This is a genomic window from Desulfatitalea tepidiphila (genome assembly GCF_001293685.1).
Classification (GTDB): domain Bacteria; phylum Desulfobacterota; class Desulfobacteria; order Desulfobacterales; family Desulfosarcinaceae; genus Desulfatitalea; species Desulfatitalea tepidiphila.
The window spans coordinates 169425-189759 of the sequence record NZ_BCAG01000006.1 but is presented as its reverse complement, the minus strand read 5'-3'; the positions used below and the strand labels follow the sequence as shown (position 1 = coordinate 189759).

At 53.5% G+C, this 20335-nt stretch carries 24 protein-coding genes and 1 pseudogene; 22 read left to right on the top strand and 3 right to left on the bottom strand.

The window, feature by feature from the left end; translation table 11 throughout:
* Nucleotides 1-14: 14 nt before the first annotated feature.
* The 3 genes from DFT_RS20770 to DFT_RS20760 all read right to left on the bottom strand — a co-directional run bounded on the left by DFT_RS20770 (nucleotide 15) and on the right by DFT_RS20760 (nucleotide 2767).
* Nucleotides 15-686 carry a protein-L-isoaspartate(D-aspartate) O-methyltransferase gene (locus DFT_RS20770; RefSeq protein ID WP_268750714.1) on the bottom strand — a complete coding sequence of 224 codons (672 nt, stop codon included), beginning with the start codon at nucleotides 684-686 and terminating at the stop codon, nucleotides 15-17.
* A gap of 220 nt (nucleotides 687-906) precedes the next feature.
* Nucleotides 907-1641: a dienelactone hydrolase family protein gene (locus tag DFT_RS20765; RefSeq protein ID WP_054033154.1), complete on the bottom strand. Its 735-nt coding sequence runs from the start codon at nucleotides 1639-1641 to the stop codon at nucleotides 907-909.
* A 184-nt stretch (nucleotides 1642-1825) separates the two neighbouring features.
* Nucleotides 1826-2767 (bottom strand): integron integrase, encoded by a 942-nt coding sequence (locus DFT_RS20760; RefSeq protein ID WP_054033153.1) that lies wholly within the window; start codon nucleotides 2765-2767, stop codon nucleotides 1826-1828.
* 748 nt (nucleotides 2768-3515) lie between these two features.
* Between DFT_RS20760 and DFT_RS20750 the strand changes: the two genes are divergently transcribed.
* From DFT_RS20750 to mnhG, 22 genes and pseudogenes are all read left to right on the top strand, one after another.
* Nucleotides 3516-3776, top strand: a complete 261-nt coding sequence (locus DFT_RS20750; protein ID WP_152972106.1) for a hypothetical protein — start codon at nucleotides 3516-3518, stop codon at nucleotides 3774-3776.
* Nucleotides 3777-3800: 24 nt separating this feature from the next.
* Complete coding sequence (locus DFT_RS20745; protein ID WP_054033150.1) at nucleotides 3801-4271, top strand: hypothetical protein; 471 nt, start codon at nucleotides 3801-3803, stop codon at nucleotides 4269-4271.
* Nucleotides 4272-4354: 83 nt separating this feature from the next.
* The gene (locus DFT_RS20740; protein ID WP_054033149.1) at nucleotides 4355-5971 is read left to right on the top strand and encodes a hypothetical protein; all 1617 of its coding nucleotides are present in this window, start codon (nucleotides 4355-4357) and stop codon (nucleotides 5969-5971) included.
* 69 nt (nucleotides 5972-6040) lie between these two features.
* On the top strand, nucleotides 6041-6931 hold the full coding sequence (locus DFT_RS25285) for a restriction endonuclease (protein ID WP_076750819.1): 891 nt from the start codon (nucleotides 6041-6043) through the stop codon (nucleotides 6929-6931).
* 145 nt (nucleotides 6932-7076) lie between these two features.
* Complete coding sequence (locus DFT_RS20730; RefSeq protein ID WP_054033147.1) at nucleotides 7077-7817, top strand: toll/interleukin-1 receptor domain-containing protein; 741 nt, start codon at nucleotides 7077-7079, stop codon at nucleotides 7815-7817.
* Nucleotides 7818-7927: 110 nt separating this feature from the next.
* Complete coding sequence (locus tag DFT_RS20725; RefSeq protein ID WP_054033146.1) at nucleotides 7928-8626, top strand: RraA family protein; 699 nt, start codon at nucleotides 7928-7930, stop codon at nucleotides 8624-8626.
* 84 nt (nucleotides 8627-8710) lie between these two features.
* A complete protein-coding gene (locus DFT_RS20720) occupies nucleotides 8711-9139 on the top strand; it encodes a hypothetical protein (protein WP_054033145.1) in 429 nt (142 codons plus the stop codon).
* A gap of 224 nt (nucleotides 9140-9363) precedes the next feature.
* Nucleotides 9364-10097: pseudogene (locus DFT_RS25605) on the top strand (IS5 family transposase); the annotation flags it as partial.
* A 112-nt stretch (nucleotides 10098-10209) separates the two neighbouring features.
* Nucleotides 10210-10398: a hypothetical protein gene (locus tag DFT_RS25275; protein WP_200907122.1), complete on the top strand. Its 189-nt coding sequence runs from the start codon at nucleotides 10210-10212 to the stop codon at nucleotides 10396-10398.
* Nucleotides 10349-10786 carry a DUF6036 family nucleotidyltransferase gene (locus tag DFT_RS20710; RefSeq protein ID WP_054033143.1) on the top strand — a complete coding sequence of 146 codons (438 nt, stop codon included), beginning with the start codon at nucleotides 10349-10351 and terminating at the stop codon, nucleotides 10784-10786. The genes DFT_RS25275 and DFT_RS20710 overlap by 50 nt, the downstream gene beginning before the upstream one ends.
* An 83-nt stretch (nucleotides 10787-10869) precedes the next feature.
* Nucleotides 10870-11646 (top strand): SIR2 family protein, encoded by a 777-nt coding sequence (locus DFT_RS26025; RefSeq protein ID WP_152972104.1) that lies wholly within the window; start codon nucleotides 10870-10872, stop codon nucleotides 11644-11646.
* Between the two features lie 3 nt (nucleotides 11647-11649).
* Nucleotides 11650-12009, top strand: coding sequence for a hypothetical protein (locus DFT_RS20705; RefSeq protein WP_054033142.1), 360 nt, complete (start codon nucleotides 11650-11652; stop codon nucleotides 12007-12009).
* A 146-nt stretch (nucleotides 12010-12155) separates the two neighbouring features.
* Complete coding sequence (locus DFT_RS20700) at nucleotides 12156-12383, top strand: RH3 domain-containing protein (protein ID WP_235506292.1); 228 nt, start codon at nucleotides 12156-12158, stop codon at nucleotides 12381-12383.
* A complete protein-coding gene (locus DFT_RS20695; RefSeq protein ID WP_054033140.1) occupies nucleotides 12370-12627 on the top strand; it encodes a type II toxin-antitoxin system RelE family toxin in 258 nt (85 codons plus the stop codon). The genes DFT_RS20700 and DFT_RS20695 overlap by 14 nt, the downstream gene beginning before the upstream one ends.
* Nucleotides 12628-12697: 70 nt before the next feature.
* Nucleotides 12698-13261: a DUF4231 domain-containing protein gene (locus DFT_RS20690; RefSeq protein ID WP_054033139.1), complete on the top strand. Its 564-nt coding sequence runs from the start codon at nucleotides 12698-12700 to the stop codon at nucleotides 13259-13261.
* 499 nt (nucleotides 13262-13760) lie between these two features.
* On the top strand, nucleotides 13761-14591 hold the full coding sequence (locus tag DFT_RS20685; protein WP_054034070.1) for a universal stress protein: 831 nt from the start codon (nucleotides 13761-13763) through the stop codon (nucleotides 14589-14591).
* A gap of 7 nt (nucleotides 14592-14598) precedes the next feature.
* Complete coding sequence (mbhE, locus tag DFT_RS20680; RefSeq protein WP_083453683.1) at nucleotides 14599-17289, top strand: hydrogen gas-evolving membrane-bound hydrogenase subunit E; 2691 nt, start codon at nucleotides 14599-14601, stop codon at nucleotides 17287-17289.
* A 1-nt stretch (nucleotide 17290) separates the two neighbouring features.
* Nucleotides 17291-17692: an NADH-quinone oxidoreductase subunit K gene (locus DFT_RS20675; protein ID WP_054033138.1), complete on the top strand. Its 402-nt coding sequence runs from the start codon at nucleotides 17291-17293 to the stop codon at nucleotides 17690-17692.
* Nucleotides 17689-19182: a Na+/H+ antiporter subunit D gene (locus DFT_RS20670; RefSeq protein WP_054033137.1), complete on the top strand. Its 1494-nt coding sequence runs from the start codon at nucleotides 17689-17691 to the stop codon at nucleotides 19180-19182. The genes DFT_RS20675 and DFT_RS20670 overlap by 4 nt, the downstream gene beginning before the upstream one ends.
* Nucleotides 19179-19655, top strand: coding sequence for a Na+/H+ antiporter subunit E (locus tag DFT_RS20665; RefSeq protein ID WP_054033136.1), 477 nt, complete (start codon nucleotides 19179-19181; stop codon nucleotides 19653-19655). Before DFT_RS20670 ends, DFT_RS20665 begins: the two co-directional genes overlap by 4 nt.
* On the top strand, nucleotides 19652-19972 hold the full coding sequence (locus tag DFT_RS20660; protein ID WP_054033135.1) for an MrpF/PhaF family protein: 321 nt from the start codon (nucleotides 19652-19654) through the stop codon (nucleotides 19970-19972). Before DFT_RS20665 ends, DFT_RS20660 begins: the two co-directional genes overlap by 4 nt.
* The gene (gene mnhG, locus DFT_RS20655) at nucleotides 19965-20318 is read left to right on the top strand and encodes a monovalent cation/H(+) antiporter subunit G (protein ID WP_054033134.1); all 354 of its coding nucleotides are present in this window, start codon (nucleotides 19965-19967) and stop codon (nucleotides 20316-20318) included. Before DFT_RS20660 ends, mnhG begins: the two co-directional genes overlap by 8 nt.
* Nucleotides 20319-20335: the final 17 nt, after the last annotated feature.

Below are 20335 nucleotides of genomic sequence, written 5' to 3'. Positions count from 1 at the left end.
GCCGGCAGGTTCCATCAGTACGTTTTCCCCTTCTCGTCGACCATGGGCACGAAGCGCACATCCACGATCTTCTCTTCGACCATGCGGCCCTCTGTTTTGGTCAGCCGCACGAGTTTCTGGGCGAACCCGTCGCCCACCGGAATGACCAGCCGGCCGCCTTCGGCCAGTTGCTCGGTGAGCGGTTCGGGAATGTCGCCGGGCGCACAGGTGACGATGATGCCGTCAAAGGGGGCGGCTTCGGGCCATCCCCGATATCCGTCGCCGATCTTGAGGTTTGCCCCTTCGTAGCCCAATTCACCGAGTACCGTCGCGGCACGTCGGCCCAGCTCGGGTATGATTTCGATGGAGTAGACCGTCACGCCCATCTCGGCCAGCACCGCCGCCTGGTATCCCGATCCGGTGCCCACCTCGAGCACCCGCTGACCCGGCCGCACCGCCAGCACTTCCGACATCAAGGCCACGATGTAGGGCTGAGAGATGGTCTGGTCGTGGCCGATGGGCAATGGTTGATCCGCATAGGCCATGGCCTGCAGGGCCTGGGGCACGAAACGGTGCCGCGGTACCTTGGCCATGGCGCGTAGCACGTCGGGGTCCTCGATGCCGCGCCTCTTGAGTTGCCGGGCCACCATCTCCCGGCGTTCCGTGGCCCGGTCATCGGCCGAGGCATCTCCCGGTTCGCCGGCTATGGCGGCGGTCTGAAGAATACCAGGAGGTTCGCCAAGGCGAACAGGGCCATCGTTCGGCGTTTCAATCTGTTCATGGTTTCCTCATCGTCGTGATGGGTTGCAGGGATGGCTTTCTTTTGCCTCTGAAGCCGATGGCTTGTCAAGGCAATGGGCGGCAAAGCCGCAAAAACAAAGCGGGCTCGCGCCGATGCGAGCCCGCAAAGGGCTGAATCGCGGGAGGTCAGCGCAGCACATCCTTGAGGAATTCCGAGAACCGCTGCCACGATTTCCGATCCGCATCCTCGCGGTAGCGATCCTCGCCAAACACGGTGAACGCATGGGGCGCGCCGCCGTAGGCGATCATTTCGTGGGCCACGCCATGTTTTTCCAGCTCCTTGGCCAGCTTGGCAAAATCGTCCATGGAGATGGCGGTGTCGGCCGCACCGTGCAGAATCAGCACCGGCGCCCGGGTCCGGCTGTAGTCCTGGCCCTGGGGCGTGCTCAATCCGCCGTGGAACGAGACGAAGCCTTTCAGGTCCGCGCCTGAGCGGGCCAGTTCCAGCACCGCGGCCCCGCCGAAACAATACCCCATGGCCACGGCGTTGGCCGTATCGGCGCCCTGATCCCGGGCCGCCTTCAAACCGCCGTCGAGCAGGGCGCGCATCTTCTCGCGATCCGCGTACAATTCGCCGGTATGCTGGCGGCGATCTTCCATCTTGGTCGGCCGCACGCCGGCGCCGAACAGATCGACTGCAAAGACCGCATACCCCATCTTGGCCAGCATCTCTGCGCGCCGCACTTCATAATCGGTCAGACCGTCCCAGTCGTGCACCAGCAGCACCAGCGGCGCTCTGCCGCCCGGAGTCGTGTAGTAGCCCTCGTAAGGGGCGCCATTGACCGTGTAGGTCACGGATCGGCCGTCCGCTGCCGCCGTCGTTGCCATCACTATGGATATCAAAAAAATGAATGCTTTCATGGATTACCTCCTGTGCCCGCCGGGTTCGGCGGGTCGAAATCGGCATTTTGAATTTGGAACCCTAAAATAAAGCCGGATCGGCAAAAGGCAAAGAAGGACCTGACGATCAGCATTCGGATGGAGTCGAAGAAACAGGAGCGGTCATTTCGGCCGGCGCCACAATCGAGGCCGCGGTTTCGATGGTTCAAGCGGGCTGATGGTCCAAGGGGCTTCGAACGCCAAAGGCATTCTTTCGGGCCACATGGGTATAGATCATCGTGGTGTTTAAATCCGCATGACCCAGCAACTGTTGGATGGTGCGGATATCGGTCCCATTTTCCAGTAGATGGGTGGCAAAAGAGTGCCTGAGCGTATGCGCCGTTACCCTTTTGGCCAAACCGACTGTCTTGGCTGCGTTACGGATTCCCTTGCGCAATACGTCGCCGGACATGTGGTGCCGGCGAACAACGCCCGAGCGGGGATCCTGGGAAAGCCTGGCGGAAGGAAAAACCCAGTACCAGATCCATTCTTTGGAGGCCAGCGGATATTTTTTTTCCAAGGCGCCGGGCAGTTGAACACCCGCAATGTCGGCTTTGCGGTCGGCTTCATACAAGTGACGAACGTTGCACAGGTGTTGCCGCACCTCATCGACGATGGATTCCGGCAGCAACGTCTGGCGGTCTTTGTCGCCTTTTCCGGCGCGAACGGTGACCGTGTTTCTTTCGAAATCCAAGTCCTTCACTCTCAGGCGCATGCACTCATCCCGACGAAGACCACCGCCGTATATGATTTTTGCCATCAGGCGCGAAACACCGGAGAGATGGTCGATCAAATGCATCACTTCGACGGGCGACAGCACGGTTGGGAGGCGGAATTTGGGCTTGGCCCGAACCGCATTGCGTATTTCGCCCACCTCCTTTTCAAGCACATGCCGATAAAAGAACAGCAAGGCATTGAAGGCCTGGTTTTGGGTGGATTTAACTACATGCCTTTCGACTGCGAGATAGGACAAGAAGTCGATGATGTGGCGATCGGTCAATTCACTGGGAATTGCGGGTTTGACATGGGAATAAAAGCTTCTCAGCCAATGTATGTAGGTCCTTTCAGTACGATATGATCTCTGCTTTAATCTAAGCACGCGCACCATGGTTTCGCCGGCGGTCTTCCAGTCCTTGATGGATTCCGGATGTTCAAGCGACCCGTCTGGTCGATGCGGCCGTTCCAGAAAATAACAATAGTGTTGGATGGCATGCCTGGCCTGGTCTACCTGCCACTACTCATATTTCTTAGCCAAACGAGTCAAAAACCGATCGACCTGCATGGATGACTTTTGCGTATTCGGTTGAGATTGGCAGAACCGAACGAAATCCTGCACCCATTTGATATAAAAGGATGCGTATTTGTTCGGGATGCTTTTGTTGGATCTCAAATAGCGCCGGAATTCGCTTAAGGGCATCGGATAATTTTCCTCAGGAATTAAACGGATGTCCGTTCAATACTGATAATTATGGTCAAAAGCGGAAAAAGCTTTCACTAAAAAGCGCGACCAGCTTTTACGGGAGTGACGTATAATAACCCAGAAACTGCTTGATTTATCAAAATAATCGTGGTGAGATGGCCCAATTTGATCCTGCCATATTCCGACCTTTTAACAAAGCCGTGCGGTTTTTGTCCAGGCTAAAGGCGAAAAAACTGTATGAACTGAATTATTAATAAAGATTTTGGTCGGTTAGCATCATTTTGAAATGTTCATATTTGGTTTAGTGTGCCGCTTTAGTCGTCAAAAGCGGACGTGCTCATAATTTTAATGTTATGCCAGACCGCTGATATTATTAGAAATATTAAAGACACAGGTACAAAGAAATTGCATGGCGAAATTCATTAGAAGGACAAAAATGATAGAAGGCTGGACAGTTGATTTGATCGATGGTAGCAGTGAAGCGTGCTTCGCAGCCGCTAAAACGTTTTGCGTTTTTAGCGGACTTCGAGGCATCTTCACTGCAAGGTCAAATCAACTGTCCAGCCTGAAGAAAATTTTCCGAAAAAAGAATATCGCTTATTTAACTACCGTAAAAGGTGGGTTGTATTGCAGTAATCAGCGGCTGCATAACCTGCGCCTTTACACGGTCGCGCGGAAGATCGCCGCGCGCCGGTAAGGCGCGTCATTATGGAAAGTCTTGATGGATGATAAAGAACGAGATCAGATTCGTGATCATGCATGGAAATATTTTCAGTTGCATGCCGACCAACGAATAAAAACATTTAATTTTTATTTGATTCTTTGCGCCCTGATATCAGGTGCATTAACGGCAATATTGAAAGATGCCTCTGATATTAGAGTTGGAATACCACTCGCCTTGTTGCTTCCGTTTCTTTCATTTATTTTTTGGAAACTGGACCTTCGGAACAAACAGCTAATAGGTCACGGTGAACAAGCTCTAAAACATATCGAAAATCTATTTGAGGTAGATGATGAGGCTGACAAACCTCACCTCTTAAAAATATTCAATTGTGAAGATCACGTAACGAAGGGCTTAAAACGAAGTACACCCTTCTTTACATACTCAACTTGTTTTCATTTGGTATTTTTAACATTTGGCCTCAGCGGAGTAGTGCTAGCTTGGTGGCTATTAGGTAAACCTTTTCCATAACCTCGCGCTTTACCCGGACAGTTCCTCCGCTGTCGCTAAGGACCTGCCGGTAAGCTTGGCGTTGGCCTGAAACCTATAAGCCTATGGAATCAGCAATCAAAAACCTAAGAAAGGTCTGGCACGCTCCGTTGACCGGCGAAGTTAACGCTCGAGCTCGTGAACAAGCACTGAAAGCGTTCCCAACACTTTCCTCTTGTAGCCATGATGCCTATCTGGCACTGGCCAGATATGTCGAAGGGACACCTGAGCGCTTCTACTGTCGTGATTCATTCCGAACCTATACCAACTTCCTGGAGCAAGAGTATGTTCATGATGAGTCTCGGCTAATCGACCTTCTCAACGAGGCCTCGGAGGACATTGACCGGGCGTTTCTCGCGCTCAATGAGATTGGAGATGAGCGCTGGCATGACACGCCCATGGAGCGCGAGGAATATGCCTTCATGCGTCTGTGTGATAAGAGCTTTCATCCTGCATATCTGAAGCTTGCAGAGGGGGTTCTTCATAGACTTATCGCACCCATAGCCACCTGTTCCCGACTCGACAGAGGGAAGTCAACAAATGACCTATGGAAGCTGTCAGCATGTATAGACGAGCTAAGCCGGGGTAACTATTCCTCCCTTTTGGCTCATTGTGACACTATTGTCCGAAACAGCATCGCCCACGGCCGTATTACTTACATGCAAAAACAAGTAGTTTACTTCGACAAGAACGGCAAGCATCGAGAACTCAATGACACGGCCGTAGTCGATATGGTGGATGGACTCGTGGACACATGTAACGGGTGTGCTCTTGCGTTAAAGCTTTTCTATCGCCAGCATCTCGGGGGGAAGATCGATATCCCGAGGCAAGTCATGTTGGAGGAATTGCAGGCTGACACTGAAACTCCGTGGTGGCACATCGAAGGGTGTCTTGTATCCGAATTGGCAGGGAAACCGCAGTTAATCATATACTCTCGCCCTATGTCGCGAGACTACTTCAAGGTCCAGTACATGTGTATCTATTCTGCCATTCTGGCCGAGTATTTCGCTCCAGGCTTTGATCGCTATATGGTGTCTCTGCGATCCCCAATCGCTTGGCCTGGTTGGGCTGCGCTCGATGGCCTGAAACTCAGTGAAATACGCATGCGTGGCGGCCCGAAGTCAATGGAGGAATATAAGGGCGTCCTCGAGAATGATCTCGTCTTCTACAAGCCCAACATCTCTTTGCCTAAACTTCTGTGCAAGATAGAGACGTATGCCATGAGTTTCCGCCTGCATGTCCCCTTGGCGATTAATGAGAGGCGGAAGAACCTTGGCTTGATTTCGCTCAAAGCCCGGCGGGCAGAAATCCACCGCAATGCATGGGGCGCTGTCGTGAATGGCTCAGTGGTGGTCGATATTGAACACCAGAAAGATCCCCAGGGAGCAGTGCGCAAAGCACGCAGACGGATAATCAAATCGGCAAGAGCTCTTGCCCGCAGAAATGCGAAATGGACTAATCTCGCCAAATACCTGCCTCTCGGGTATGCTCGCATCGCTGTCTTCCAAAGTGACAGGCGGCATCGCAAGTTATACGGTCTCAGCTCTGACTTGATCTGCACTGTCCAAATACGACATATATCAAGGATCAAAGCTCCGGATATTGCTGGATCAACAATCGAGATCGTATGGCCATATCGTATCGCATGGAACAAGGCATGGCTTGAGAGGCAGCCAACATGAAGCTGCACAGGACGGAGATTCCGCTGACGCTCCTTCTCCGCCTGTGAGCTAACCGTTCGGTAGGAAACAATGAAACCAGGAAGATCACTTGAAAAGCTTGTTGCATATCTTGAAAGGCACTTTGCGTCCTCTGATACTGTTACGGTAGAATCTCCAAAGCGCCTTTCAGATAAAACAACAGGTAAAAAACGCGAGCATGACGTGGTTTTGAATGTGAAATCTGGCCATCATAGAATGATTGTGGCAATTGAATGCAGGGACAGAAGTCGACCGGTAGGCGTTCCGCATGTTGAAGCTTTCGCTAAAAAATGCTCAGAAACATTAGTCGATAAAGGTGTAATCGTTTCGCAGCGGGGATTCACCTCAACGGCGCTTAGCAAATCCAAAGCACTTGGAATAAGATGTTTTTCTCTAGATCAAGTCGAAACACTTCCATGGGCAATTCCGAATCTGGAAATGAATCAAATCCATTCCTTATATAAACATTTTGATCTTAAGATCATCCCTGAGGAGGATTTTAAGAGTAAGCCCAGGGCGTTTGAAATATTAGATGAGCATGGTAATCCCGTAACAATTGAAAACCTGAAAAACTGTATTTTCAATGCTATAAAAGATCAGGGCCCGACACTTGAAAATCAAAAAGCTGGAGAAAGGACCCAAAGATTTAAAATCATTATTTCAAATCTCACGATAGTTGATAAAGACACGGGGGTCTCTAAAAACGTTAAATATATAGATACCGTTGCCAAAATTGAAACGGCAATAACCAAAACTCCTTTTGTCTTACAAGAATACAAAGATACTGCAGGTAAAGAGGCAATCGCTGAGTTGGCTATTGCAAATTTGGATTTTGGTCCTGTTAAAGGAAGAATGGTAATAAATCATAAGCTTGAAAAAGGCGGAGAGATAGCCTTTATTCCAGAAACAGATAAATCAAAGTCATCAAATAGAAATAAATAATTCGCAATGCCGCCAATTTATAGAGTTACCGAACCACTGCTTTGAGTGGGAAGTTTGCTACGCTATCGTTCCGCAAAAGCCCCTCAAGCATGCGTTGGGCGCCATAGTAAGCGCCATTCTCAAAAAGTAGGTTTGGAGCTTCAATATGAATCCACCCGTCGTTTTTATTTCATACTCGCACGATTCCGCTGAACATAAGGCATGGGTTCTTGATTTCGCGACAACTCTTCGAAATCGAGGTGTCGACGCAGTATTGGATCAGTGGGATTTGCGCCCCGGTGATGACCTACCGCACTTCATGGAGACGCATCTATCTTCATGCGATTATGTGCTAATGATCTGTACGGATAACTATGTTGAAAAGGCAAACGCCGGGGCAGGCGGTGTAGGATATGAAAAAATGATAATGACCTCCTCTCTATTATCAAGAATCAACAGCAATAAGGTCATCCCCATCATTCGACAGAAAGGATCAAGTAAGCTCCCAACCTTTATGCAATCGAAACTATATATAAATTTCTCAAACGACGACGAGGTAGAATACAGTTTTGATGACCTTCTTCGCACCCTGCTAAAAGCGCCGCTCTATGAGAAACCACCGATAGGTAAGGCGCCATTTGCGCCTATGCAGAGTTCTCGACCAGATCGAACGAGTGATGGTATTCGATCAGTTATGGAGGCTGTCGCCGCTACATCCAATGGTTCTCGCGATGGTGTGATATACTTTAACTCAGCAGTCAGAAATTCGAGTCTTCACAGGCTGTCTTTCGAAAGGTATTTTGCAGAAGCAATCAGACTAGGGCTTGTTTCTCGAGACCATGCTGTTGTGCAGCTTACTGATAAAGGGCGCGAATATATCTTTCAAAATGAGATTGTGAAACTATAGGGCAATGACGCCCAACCTCTGTGTTCAGTGGAGCGCGAGGACCGTGCGCCCACTGACACAGGTCGTTCTGCAGGTGTAGCAACCAATTAATTGGGGGAACGAGGTGTCGTATGATTAATAAAACTATCGAAAGGCCTCCTTCTGAGATCGTGCAGGGTTTCAGGGCCCTGCTCTCGTATGATTCGATTACATGCGCTATCTCGGATTGCATGGGGCGATTCAATGCGATGACGTCAGACATGAGACCCCTCTTTGAAGGTATTCGCATAGTCGGCACGGCGGTAACCGTCAAGACCCTTGCCGCTGATCTGGCGGCGGCCTTCAAGGCGATCGATGTCTGCCAGCCTGGTGACATTGTGGTCATCGATTCTCACGGATCGATTAATACCGCATTCTGGGGGGAGAACATGACAATGTCAGCGCTCAATCGGGGAGTGATTGGGGCTGTGATCGATGGCGCCTGCCGAGATGTCGAGGAAATCAGAAAAATCAGGTTTCCCGTTATCTGCAAAGGGGTTGTTCCCAATGTTGGCGCCGTTGCTGGCTATGGTGATGTAAATGTTTCAATCCAATGTGCCGGTGTTGCGGTGTCGCCTGGGGATATTGTGGTTGTCGACGGTAACGGCGTGGTTGTTGTGCCAATAGCCGTGGCTGCTGAGATTCTGCAAAAGGCACAGCGGCTTCTGGAGACAGAGCATCTCCTTCAGGAGAAGATCAAGGCGGGAGCGACAATAGGCGAATTGGTTAACATTGACGAAGTGTTTAAGGCTGCGTTCTCATACCAGAATAAAGCAGTGGAGCGTGACTGAAATGACGGTTAATCCACGTGATGCAGAACAACCACTTGCACACGGACGCGTAAAAAGCAACGCGCCGTTGAAATGGAATGTTAGATGATGGAATTTAAAATGAAATCTTCAATGATTGCAATCATAATTGTATTGAGCTCATCATTAGCGTTCGCCCAGGATGCTCCAGAACGGTTTGTCATTTATTCAACCAGCACTCCCTTTTATGGAAAGGAAATGGTTGTCGAAATTGGTCACGATGAAATTATAGATTCTCCGATTTGCAAAACCTCAGATAAAGAATTTCCAATAAAAGAAAGTGATGCGATTAGCAGAGCTTTAGATTGGGCAAAGAAAGAATTCGATTCATCTAAACAATGGCAAGTGGATTCGGTCAACCTTAAATTTATTTCAATTGAAAGCCAGCACTGTTTATACATTATTGAGCTAAGCCCCAAAAATGAAATGCAATCTTTGAACGTAGGGCTTCTAATGAACGGAAAGCTAATTGCACCTGTGGCTAAAAAGAAATAATTTCATCTAACATTTTGCTTCACCAGATTCGGGCCACAGAGCGGCCCTTGCTGGTGAGCAAATCGTTGGCCTGTGCCACTAAATGATGCATCACATTAGAAGCCATTTCAAAACCTGCTAAATTGTGGTCAATTTATCGCTTGCCACAAAATGTAGTATATACAGTATGTTAGAAAACTAGACTTTCATAGTGTTTTGTGTATTAAGCTGTTGGAGGTGAACCAATGGCCGAATACACACGATTCATAAATGATGAGCAATGGAAACTATTGGCACCACTGCTGCCGAGACCAATAGCAAGTCCAAAAGGAGGACGACCGGCAATCGATAACCGGCAAGTGCTCGAAGGTATATTATGGGTGCTGCGCACCGGCGCCAGATGGCAAGATTTACCGGATCGATACCCGAGCCCAGCCACATGTTGGAGACGACTGCGCTTATGGGAAGACCAAGGTGTTTGGCTTGACGTGTGGCGAAAGTTCTTGTCCATGCTGGATGCAGATGGGCTGCTGGACTGGGAAGAAGCCTTCATCGACGGCAGCTTCGCACCGGCAAAAAGGGGGGCGCCTGCGTCGGAAAAACCAAAAAGGGCAAGGGAACAAAGTGGATGGTGGTGGTCGACGGCCAAGGTGTTCCTTTGGGAAGCGTCCTTGCCTCGGCGTCCCCGGCGGAAGTAAAGCTTGCCGAACAAACTCTTGACGCGGTTAACGTTCCTCCTTCTGGCCGAGGTCGACCGGAAAAACGACCCAAGAGGCTTATTGGCGATAAAGGATATGACAGTGATCCACTTCGAAAACGCCTTAAGCATCTGAAAATAGATTTGATCGTTCCATACCGACGTAACCGGACAAACGATAAAGCGCAAGATGGCAGAAAGCTCAGAAGATATAGAAAGCGCTGGAAGGTGGAACGCACTTTTGCATGGCTCGGTAATTTTAGACGCTTGGTAGTGCGATATGAGCGGCATATAAAAATGTATCAGGCGCTCTTTCACCTTGCCTGCCTTATGATTGTGTTAAATAGGTTTTGAAATGGCTTCTACCAAATTGGAAAACATGTAAGAGGATATCATGAGTATAAGCAAGGTCATTAAAAAATATAAAATAAACGAGCAGCCGAATGATTTTATATTTTGGCAATCAAAAACGATTGAAGAGCGCTTGGATGCTTTAGAGCAAATTCGAAAAGAATATAATCTATGGAGATATAATGCTGAGCAAAGATTTCAAAAAGTTTATCGAATTATTAAACGGGCATAACGTCAGATATCTGGTGGTTGGTGGGTATGCCGTAGCATTTCACGGATATCCGCGCTATACCAGAGATCTTGATGTATGGATCGAGCTCTCGCCGGAAAACGCCGATAATGTTTTAAAGGCACTTGAAGAATTTGGTTTTGGATCATTGGGGCTCAAGTCCGAGGATTTTCTTGAAAGCGAACAGATTATCCAACTTGGTTATCCTCCGAACAGAATCGATATTTTGACGACATTAAAAGAGATAAAATTTGAGGACTGCTATAAAGAAAGAGTTGAGGTTGATATCCAAGGTCTCAAAATTAGTTTTATTGACCTCGAAAATCTAAAACATAATAAACGGGCCACTGGCCGACCACAAGACTTGGCCGATGCAGAAAATTTAGAATAATCAAAGCTGAACGGCGAACCTGGCGCTGGTCGGGGCGGCGAGGACCATGCCGCCCGACAGCTCTTCGTTATGCAGGTCGAAAAATGAATGAATGCCTAAATTGGTTATTTGGGAGAGGGGCGTCAGTTGCATGTGGTTTAGGATGGACAGTTCCTGATGAATGGAACAATTATACTAGAGGGACTCTGGTAGAAAAAATTAAAAATAAAATTAAGATTGAAATGGATGAATCCTCAACAGAGGTATACCACAAATTATTAATATTTTTATCTCGGAATACTAAAGACGGTATTAGGCATAGGTTTATAACGACGAATTGGGATTATTTGCTACAAAAAGCTATAGATGAATTAAATTTGAAGGTTTTACCAAAATGGTTAGATGAAAGCTGGGTATTTCATTTAAATGGGAGCGTTGAGGATCTTCCCGATAATTCGAGACGGAGCCCCTTCCTACTTGAATCAGATGAAGCTTCAACAAGAATACCTTCCGTTGAAGCGAATGCTGCTTATGGAAAGCTAATTTGGTCTTTCAAATTCATCGTCGTTGGGATGTCATTTGAGTGCCAAATAGACAAAGGTTTCTTAGCCGCATTGAACAGAGTTGAGGACGACTTGCCAATTGGTTTTTCCCAATGGATTATTGTAAATTCGAATCCTAAGGCGCTAGAAAAAGTCGAACAGAACCTTAGAGTTGCTTTACCCAGATGCAGGATTGAAACTGTTTGCTCTCGTTTCGAAGAGTGGATTTATGATGGTATGCCAATATTAAGAGAAAAAGGATTCATAAATGCATTACCACGGTGTTCAGCGGATCGCGAGGACCATGCGCCCGCTGACACCGGCCGTTATGTTTCTTGAAATATGTATAAATTACCGAAAGACCAATTTTTAGAAGATTTAGTCGGCCAGGAAATCAATCTTGTATCCATTGGCCCTTATGATGCTCAAATCGCGTTCGATGGGGGTGTCGTGATTCAGTCCCTCTACAAGTTGGAGGGAGAAATCAATGGAAAGAAATCGCTTTGGTTCGATAGAGAATGGCTGAACACCGAACAGCTTCTTCATTTACCTAAAAAAGAGGTTGTTGGTGTCATAAACCAATCTGCAATGGTTTTAAAAATAGTTTTAACAGGAGGTGTCGCGCTCTACGTCCATACCGAAGTTTCCCAATACGAAAGTATTAATATTACCCATAGCAACGGAATACTTGAGATTGTATGAGCAAGCACCAAAACATAACAATTCACTGGTGCAGACGCTAAGGGGCGCGCCGCACAGTTCAACCGTTCCCTTTAAACTGACCACTTTGACGTCATAACGTCTAAGCGTTATAGTGTTATCCTTATGAAGGAGGTGACATTATGACTATGTCAGCCAAACGTGCCACTGTTTATTTCGATCCGAATATTCATAAGGCACTGAAATTGAAATCTATAGAAACATCAAAATCAATCTCCGAGCTTGTCAACGAAGCCGTTAAAAGCGCCTTGGCAGAGGATGCGGAAGATATCATTGCATTCGAAGACAGAGCCGATGAACCGCTAATTGGTTTTTCAGATATGGTAAAAAGGCTTAAGAAAGATGGCCGGATATGAAATCTTTTTTAAAGAATCAGTTTGGAAAGATCTCAAAGGAATTCCCAAAAAGGACCTAAAAAAGATCCTTGCACCTTTCGAAGCGATTGGAAATGATCCCCGTCCTATTGGTGGTGAAAAACTTGCAGGGCATGAATTATTTCGAGTGCGCCAAGGAACCTACAGAATCTTGTACTCAAAACAGGATAATGAGCTCACTATTTGGATTATAAAAGTAGGTCACAGAAAAGAAGTATATCGCTGAAGCAAACATGGGTGTTTAACGGCTCGGTTCACTCGCCGCTAAGACCCGGCGTTGGAGAAGGAATGGAACTATGAATGAGGACGTACAAAAGAGTGAAGCATATGATCCTAGCCTTAAGGCTCGCGATTTTAAAGAAATGTCTCAAAAAGACTATATGGTTGAGAGGTTAAACGATCAGCTTAAATATTATGATAAGGTAGCAAATAGGTCCAAAAAGCGTTATCTACAAAGCAGGACTATTTCAGTTGTGGCAGGCGCATTAGTCCCAGTACTGGTGAACATTACATTTCCTTATTCACAAATTATTACTACAATACTGAGTGTAATTGTCGTTCTGATTGTATCCCTTGAAGGGGTCTGGCATTTCAGAGAACAATGGGTTAACGCTAGGTCAACAAGCGAGGCTTTGAGGAAAGAATATTTCGTTTTCTCCACTGGAGACGGGTCATATAAAAATGTCAAAGATCCTAAAGATGCATTCATACTGTTCGTAGAAAGGATCGAAGCTCTGATAGAGGCTGAAAATAATTCAACTTTACAAGCTATGACGCGAGAGAGTGGGGATAAGTTCTCTACTTGGAAAAGCGATATTCAAACCGTTGAGGAACCAAACACTACCCAACAACAGCATTAATTTGAACCGGCAAAAGCCGCGCCGCTTTGCTATACGGCTGTCTCAATCGGCAGCATAGGAACGCCATAAACGAAAACAGCACCGCAAATGGTTACAAGAAGTTTTCACCGCAACGGACATGACAGCTGTGGGTGGCGCAGGCGGCCCTGGCCGCCTGCGCCACCAGAGCCGGGTTTAATGAGCAGCGTTTAGCCATTATAGCTGAAACAGCACCGGCCGGCTTGACATGGAGGCAAAATGACCTCAGAATTGTGCAATCGGGCAGCCTGCCGGTCACCTCTATCCAACGCGTGTTCAGATGCTTTTTCCTGGGCCGGCGTCGTGTTCCCCGGAGGCCCGAAATCGTGGTTTCTTATAATACGCACTGATAATACGCACGACCGTCGATATCACCGCAAATGCGCCGCTGCCCATTGACGATGCCGTCTCCGACGGTATGGGGGCGCCGGCAGGAGGGGCGGCCGTACCAATGACGATGCCGCCATGGGAGGCACGACCCATGTTAAAACGAATTTTGGTCGGACTGGGCGGCACACCGTTCACCAGCGTGGCCACCCAGATCGCAACGGAACTGGCAAAGGCGCACCATGCGCAAACCACCGGGGTCACCGTGGTCAACAGCCGCAAGCTGGCCAAGCTCGGCCCCGTGCCACTGGGGGGCGACGCCTATGCCCAGCGCATGCGGGAAAAGAAGCAGGACGTCACCCAGGAGGGCATCGAGTCGGCCATCGCGGCGTTCAAAACGCATTGTGCCGGCCAGAACGTGGTCTGCCGCCGAATCATGCACGAAGAGAGCGATCCTTTTACGGCCATGATTTCCGAATCCCGCTACCACGACATGATCATCTTCGGATTGCGCAGCATCTTCGACTATGGCTTCACCGAGGATCCTGACAAGGCCATCATCAAACTGCTCAGCCAGGGGGTGCGCCCGATCCTGGCGGTGGCCGACACCTACCGGCCGATCAAGAAAGCGCTGATCGCTTACAGCGGCAGCATGGAATCGGCCAAGGCCATTCGCCACTTTCTCCATCTGAACCCCTGGCCCGGCATCCGTCTTCACATCGTCCATTTCTACAAAGGGTCGCCCAGGGAGGCCTTCCTGCTTCAGGATGCGGCCGATTTCTGCCAGGCCCATGGGTTCGAAGCCCAGACCGACGCAGTCGATGGCCATGCCCGCACGGAATTGCTGGCGTTCGCCCGTGAAACGGGTGCCGACTTGATCGTCATGGGCAACAGCGCGCGCAATGTCCTGTTGCGGCAGTTGCTCGGCGATACGGTGCTGGAAACCATCAAGTCGGCCGACCGGCCCCTTTTCCTCTCCCAGTAGGGTGGCCATGGCGCTTACGGATAGCCCGTCGCACGGGGCGGGATGCAGCACCATCGGACTGGTGTCGTCGCTCTTGCCGCTGTTCCTGTTTGCCGGCCTGTGCGCGGCGTGGCCGGCCGTGGTCGAGGGCCATGTGTATGAAGTGAGATGGCCGTGGATGCCCGCCCTCGACCTTGACCTGCGGTTTCGGCTGGACGGGCTGGGCCTGCTGTTCGGGTTGATCGTCACGGCCGCTGGTTTTTTCGTCTCCCTCTATGCCGCCGCTTACATGGCCGGCCATCCGCACATCGGCCGCTTCTACTTTTTCCTGCACGCCTTCATGATCGCCATGCTGGGCATCGTCATGGCGGACAATCTGCTGCTCCTGTTTGTCTTCTGGGAGCTGACCACCATTTTTTCCTACCTGCTGATCGGATTCGACCACACCTCCGCCGCGGCCCGGGACAATGCCCGCCAGGCCCTGCTCGTGACCGGGGCCGGGGGCCTGGCGCTGCTCGTCGGCATCGTCCTCCTCAAGGCGGCCGGCGGCTCCTACACGATCAGCGAGTGGATGGACGCCGGAGACACCATCCGCGGGCATGCCCTCTATCCGGCGATCTGCGGCGCGGTGCTGCTCGGCGCGCTGACCAAATCGGCCCAGTTTCCCTTCCATTTCTGGCTGCCCAATGCCATGAGCGCCCCGACGCCCATCAGCGCATTTCTGCACGCCGCCACCATGGTCAAGGCCGGCATCTATCTATTGATGCGGTTTCATCCGCTGCTGGGCGGCACGCCGCTCTGGATGGGCACCCTCGTTCTCGTCGGCGGCATCACGGCCGTTTGGGGAGCCGTGCAGGCCCTGGGCCCGTCGGACCTCAAACGCGTCCTGGCCTATACGACCATCATGGCCCTGGGGGTGTTGTCCCTGTTCATGGGCGGCCGCACCACGCCCACCCTGACCGCGGCGGCCACATTCCTTCTGGTCCATGCCCTGTACAAAGCCGCCCTGTTTCTGGCCGTGGGCAGCATCGATCACGAAACCGGCACCCGCCGGCTCGACCGGCTCGGCGGGTTGTGGCGGGCGATGCCGCTGACCGCCCTGGCCGTGGGCGCGGCCGCCATGTCCATGGCCGGGTTTCCGCTGTTCTTCGGCTTCATCGGCAAAGAGATCATGTACCAGGGCGCGTTGAGCGAGGAGATCTTCCGGCCCTTCGCGACGGCGTCCACCTTGCTGGCCAACGCCCTGATGACCGCGGTGGCCGGGATCATCTTCATGGGGCCCTTTGCCGGCCAGCCGCCGGCGGGCATGGGAACCGTGTGCGAAGCGCCCTGGAACATGCGCCTGGGGCCGGCCGTGATGGGCGTGTTGGGCATCGTCTTCGGCATCTTTCCGGGCTGGGTCGGACACCACTTGATCGCACCGGCCGTGCACGCCATCCACCCGGTCGACGATCCGATCGAGCTGGCCATGTTTCACGGATTCAACGTGCCCTTGCTGCTCAGCGTCATCACCCTGACCCTGGGCGGGTTGATCTACCTGTGGCGCGGCCCGTTGCGGGCACTGGTGGGGGGAGGAATGGATCGTATGCCGCTGACGGCCCAGGGCCTATACCAGGGGGGGCTGGAGCTGTTTCTCAAGGCGGCCGACCGGACCACCGCCACTTTGCAGAACGGCTCCCTGCATCGATACCTGCTGGTGGTCGCCCTGAGCATGATCGCGGCCGTGGGGTGGCCCTGGATCGGACGGATGGGGGCCTCGCTGCGGCTGCCGGCCGCAATCGGCCACGACCGGGCGGGGGCCATCGGGCTGGTCTGTTTCATCGCCCTCGCCACGGCGGCGGTGGTGGCCGCCAGGCACCGTCTGGCCGCCATTGCCGGCCTGGGTGGCGTGGGCGCCGGTGTGGCCCTGATCTTTCTCCTCTTCGGGGCCCCCGACATCGCGCTGACCCAACTGCTGGTCGAGACCCTCACCGTGATTATCGTGTCGCTGGTTCTGCTCAAGCTGCCGCCGCTCGAAAAGGCCCGCCGGCGGCCGTTCTGGCGGCGCTGCCTGGATGGCGGCGCGGCCCTCTGCGCGGGCCTGCTGGTCGCCTCCCTGTTGATGGGGATCGTCGATCTGCCCCTGGACCGCGGGCTGACCGCATTCTTCGAAGCCCGGAGCTATGTCGAGGCCCATGGCCGCAACATCGTCAACGTGATCCTGGTCGACTTCAGGAGCCTGGATACCCTGGGCGAGATCACCGTCGTGGTGCTGGCCGCCTGGGCCGCGGTCGCCCTGATTCGCAAACGCACGACCACCGCGGCCGCGGAGCGATCGATGCGGTCCGTGATTCTGAAGAGCGCCACCCGCCTGATGGTGGGCGTGATCCTGATCTTCGCGGTCTACCTGCTGCTGGTCGGTCACCATCGGCCCGGCGGCGGGTTCGCCGGGGCCCTGGTGGCCGGCACCGCCTTCGCGCTGTTTGCCATGGCCGAGGGGCCCGGACGGGTGCGCCACGCCATTCGCTGGCGGCCTTCGGTCATTGCCGCAGCCGGTTTGGCCGTCGCCGCGGTATCCGGGATGGTGGCCCTCTTCATGCAGGCCCCCTTTCTCACCGGCATCTGGTGGAACATGGGAAAAGGCGCGGCCGTGGGCACGCCGTTGATCTTCGACGTCGGCGTCTTTCTGGCCGTCCTGGGCGCCATCCTCTCCGTACTCCTGGCCCTGGAGGAGGATTGATATGGAGACCCTGCTCGCCGGCCTGGTCGGTCTGCTGTTTGCCGCCGCGATTTATCTGATGCTCTCGGGCGTGCTGGTCCGCTTCGTATTCGGATTCGTGCTCATCGGCAACGCGATCAACCTGCTCATCTTCGCCGCCGGCCGGATGGCCCACACCCGGCCGCCCCTGATTCCCGATGGCCAGGCCGCACTGACCTCGCCGGCGGCCAACGCGCTGCCCCAGGCCCTGATTTTGACCGCCATCGTCATCGGCTTCGCCATGATCACCTTTTTGCTGGTGCTGCTCTACCGCACCTACAGCCAGACCGGCACCCTCGACGCCGATGACGACGCGTTCCTAGAAGAGACCGGCCGGGTAGCTGAGGCCTGCGCTGTCGATTCCGATGCGGAGGTGGGCCCATGATCCTTCTGCCGGCACTGCCCATCCTGCTGCCCCTGGCCGTGGCCATTCTCCTCGTTTTTTTCAGGGGCGACCCGCGACGCGCGCAGGCCGTCGCCATGGCGGGCGCCGTCGGCCACTTGGCCGTGGCCGTGGCGCTCATGGTCGAAGTGGTGCGCCACGAGGTCCTGGTGCTGTGGGTGGGCAACTGGCCGGCACCGTTCGGAATCTGCCTGGCCGCGGATATGCTGAGCGCGGTCATGGTGCTGATCACCGCCGTCATCCATACGGCCGTGACCGTCTATGCCCGCCGGGACATCGATGCGCCCCAGGTGCGCGCCGGTTTTTATCCGATCCTGCAGGTGCTGGCCGCAGGGGTGTGCGGGGCGTTTCTCACCGGCGACCTGTTCAATCTCTATGTCTGGTTCGAGGTGATGCTCATGGCCAGCTTCGGACTGCTGGTGATGGGACCCAAACCCGGACGGCTGGCCGGCGCGGTGAAATACGTGGCCCTCAATCTGCTGGCCACACTCTTTTTCATCACCGCCATCGGTTTGATCTACGGCATGACCGGCACCCTGAACATGGCCGATCTGCACGCCAAGGCGGCCGCTGTGGAAAATCGGGCCCTGCTCACCGCGGCGGCCATGCTCCTGATGACCGCCTTCGGTATCAAAGCGGCCCTGTTCCCGGTTTTCTTCTGGCTGCCGGCCGCCTACCACACCCTTTCGGTGCCGGTCTCCGCCTTCTTTGCCGGCATGCTGACCAAGGTGGGGGTCTACGCCCTGATCCGCATGTTCACCCTGGTCTTCTCCGGCGTGGATCTGGCCCTCGATGTGCTGCTGGTGATCGCCGCGCTGACCATGCTGTTCGGGGTGGTGGGCGCCGCCTCGCAAATGGAGATGCGGCGAATTCTCGGGTTTCACATCATCAGCCAGGTCGGCTACATGGTGCTGGGGCTGGCCCTGCTGACCCCGCTGGCCCTGGCCGGGGCGATCGTCTACCTGGTGCACCACATCATCGTTAAAGCCAATCTCTACCTGGTCAGCGGCCTGGTCCGCCAGGCCGGCGGCAGCTTCAGCCTCAAACGGGTCGGGGGGCTCTACTCTTCCCACGGCCTGCTGGCCATCGGCTTCTTCATACCCGCCTTCAGCCTGGCCGGTTTTCCGCCCCTGTCCGGCTTCTGGGCCAAGTTGTTGATCATCCGGGCCAGCATCGAGAGCGGGCAGTATCTGCTGGCCGTCGTGGCCGCGCTGGTGGGGCTGCTGACGATCTTTTCCATGGTCAAGATATGGTCCGAGGCGTTCTGGAAAACGGCTCCGGACGCGGTCGACCCGTCGTGTGTCCATCCCGATCTTTCGGCCTGGATGCTGGGACCGGTGCTGGCGCTGGCCCTGGTGACCGTGGCGCTGGGGATTTTCATGGGACCGGTCATCGATTTTTCCATGGCGGCCGCAGAGCGGCTGCTCGATCCCCAGGCCTATATCCGCGCCGTTCTGGGAGGTTTGCCATGACGCTGCTGGCCCTCAACATCGTGTTTGCCGCCGTGTTCACCACGCTGTTGGGGAGCGGCCATATCGGCGTTTTCCTGTCCGGATTCGCCCTGGGCTATGTCGCCCTCTGGCTCTCCAAGCCCCTGTACCCGGACAGCGGCTATTTCCAGAAGACGCCCAAGACGATCCTGCTGGTTGTATTTTTTCTCAAAGAGCTGGTGGTCTCCAGTCTGCGCGTGCTGTGGGAGGTGATCACCCCCCGGCAGATCAACCGGCCGGGGATCATCGGCGTACCCCTGGAGGCCCGCACCGACCTGGAGATTTTCATCGTGGCCAATCTGATTTCCCTTACGCCCGGCACCCTGAGCGTGGATCTGTCCGAAGACCGGCGAACGCTTTACGTGCATGTCATGTTTCTCGAAGATGTCGCGCGGACCCGGGCGGAGATCAAAGACGGCCTGGAACGGCGCGTGCTGGAGGTGACGCGGTCATGATGACGGGATCTCTCTTTTTCGAATATGCCGGCCGGGCGGCCCTGGCTTTGCTCGTGGCGGCCATGGCCCTGGCCCTCTGGCGCCTTGCCCGGGGGCCGGCCGCCGCCGATCGTGTCGTGGCCCTGGATCTGCTCTCCGTGTTGGTGGTGGCTTTCCTCGTGGCGGTCTCCACCATCACCGGCGAGAGCAGCTACCTGGACGTTGCCATCGCCTACGCCTGCATCGCCTTCCTGGGCACCGTGGCCCTGGCCCGTTTCATCGTGCGCGCCGCCCAGCGCCGGGCGGATGTCGCTCAGGGGGAAAACGACCATGACTGATCTGTGGACCGGCCTGCTCATGCTGATCGGCAGCGGCTTCTGCCTGGTGGCGGCGTTGGGAATCGTCCGCCTGCCCGACACCCTCACCCGCATGCATGCGGCCACCAAGGCCGGAACCCTGGGTGCCGGTCTGCTCATCGGCGCGGAAGCCCTATTTTACAGCGACCTGGGTATCTCCATGCGCGCGATCACCATGTTCGCGCTGCTGCTGCTCACCGCCCCGGTGGCCGCCCATCTCATCGGCCGGGCATCGTATCGCAGCGGCGTGACACCCTCCGACCGGCTCTGGGTCGATGAGTTGAAGCGGGATAACGACGAGCGGTCGGCCTCGGATCGAGGCGGTTGACCATCCATATCAGGGAA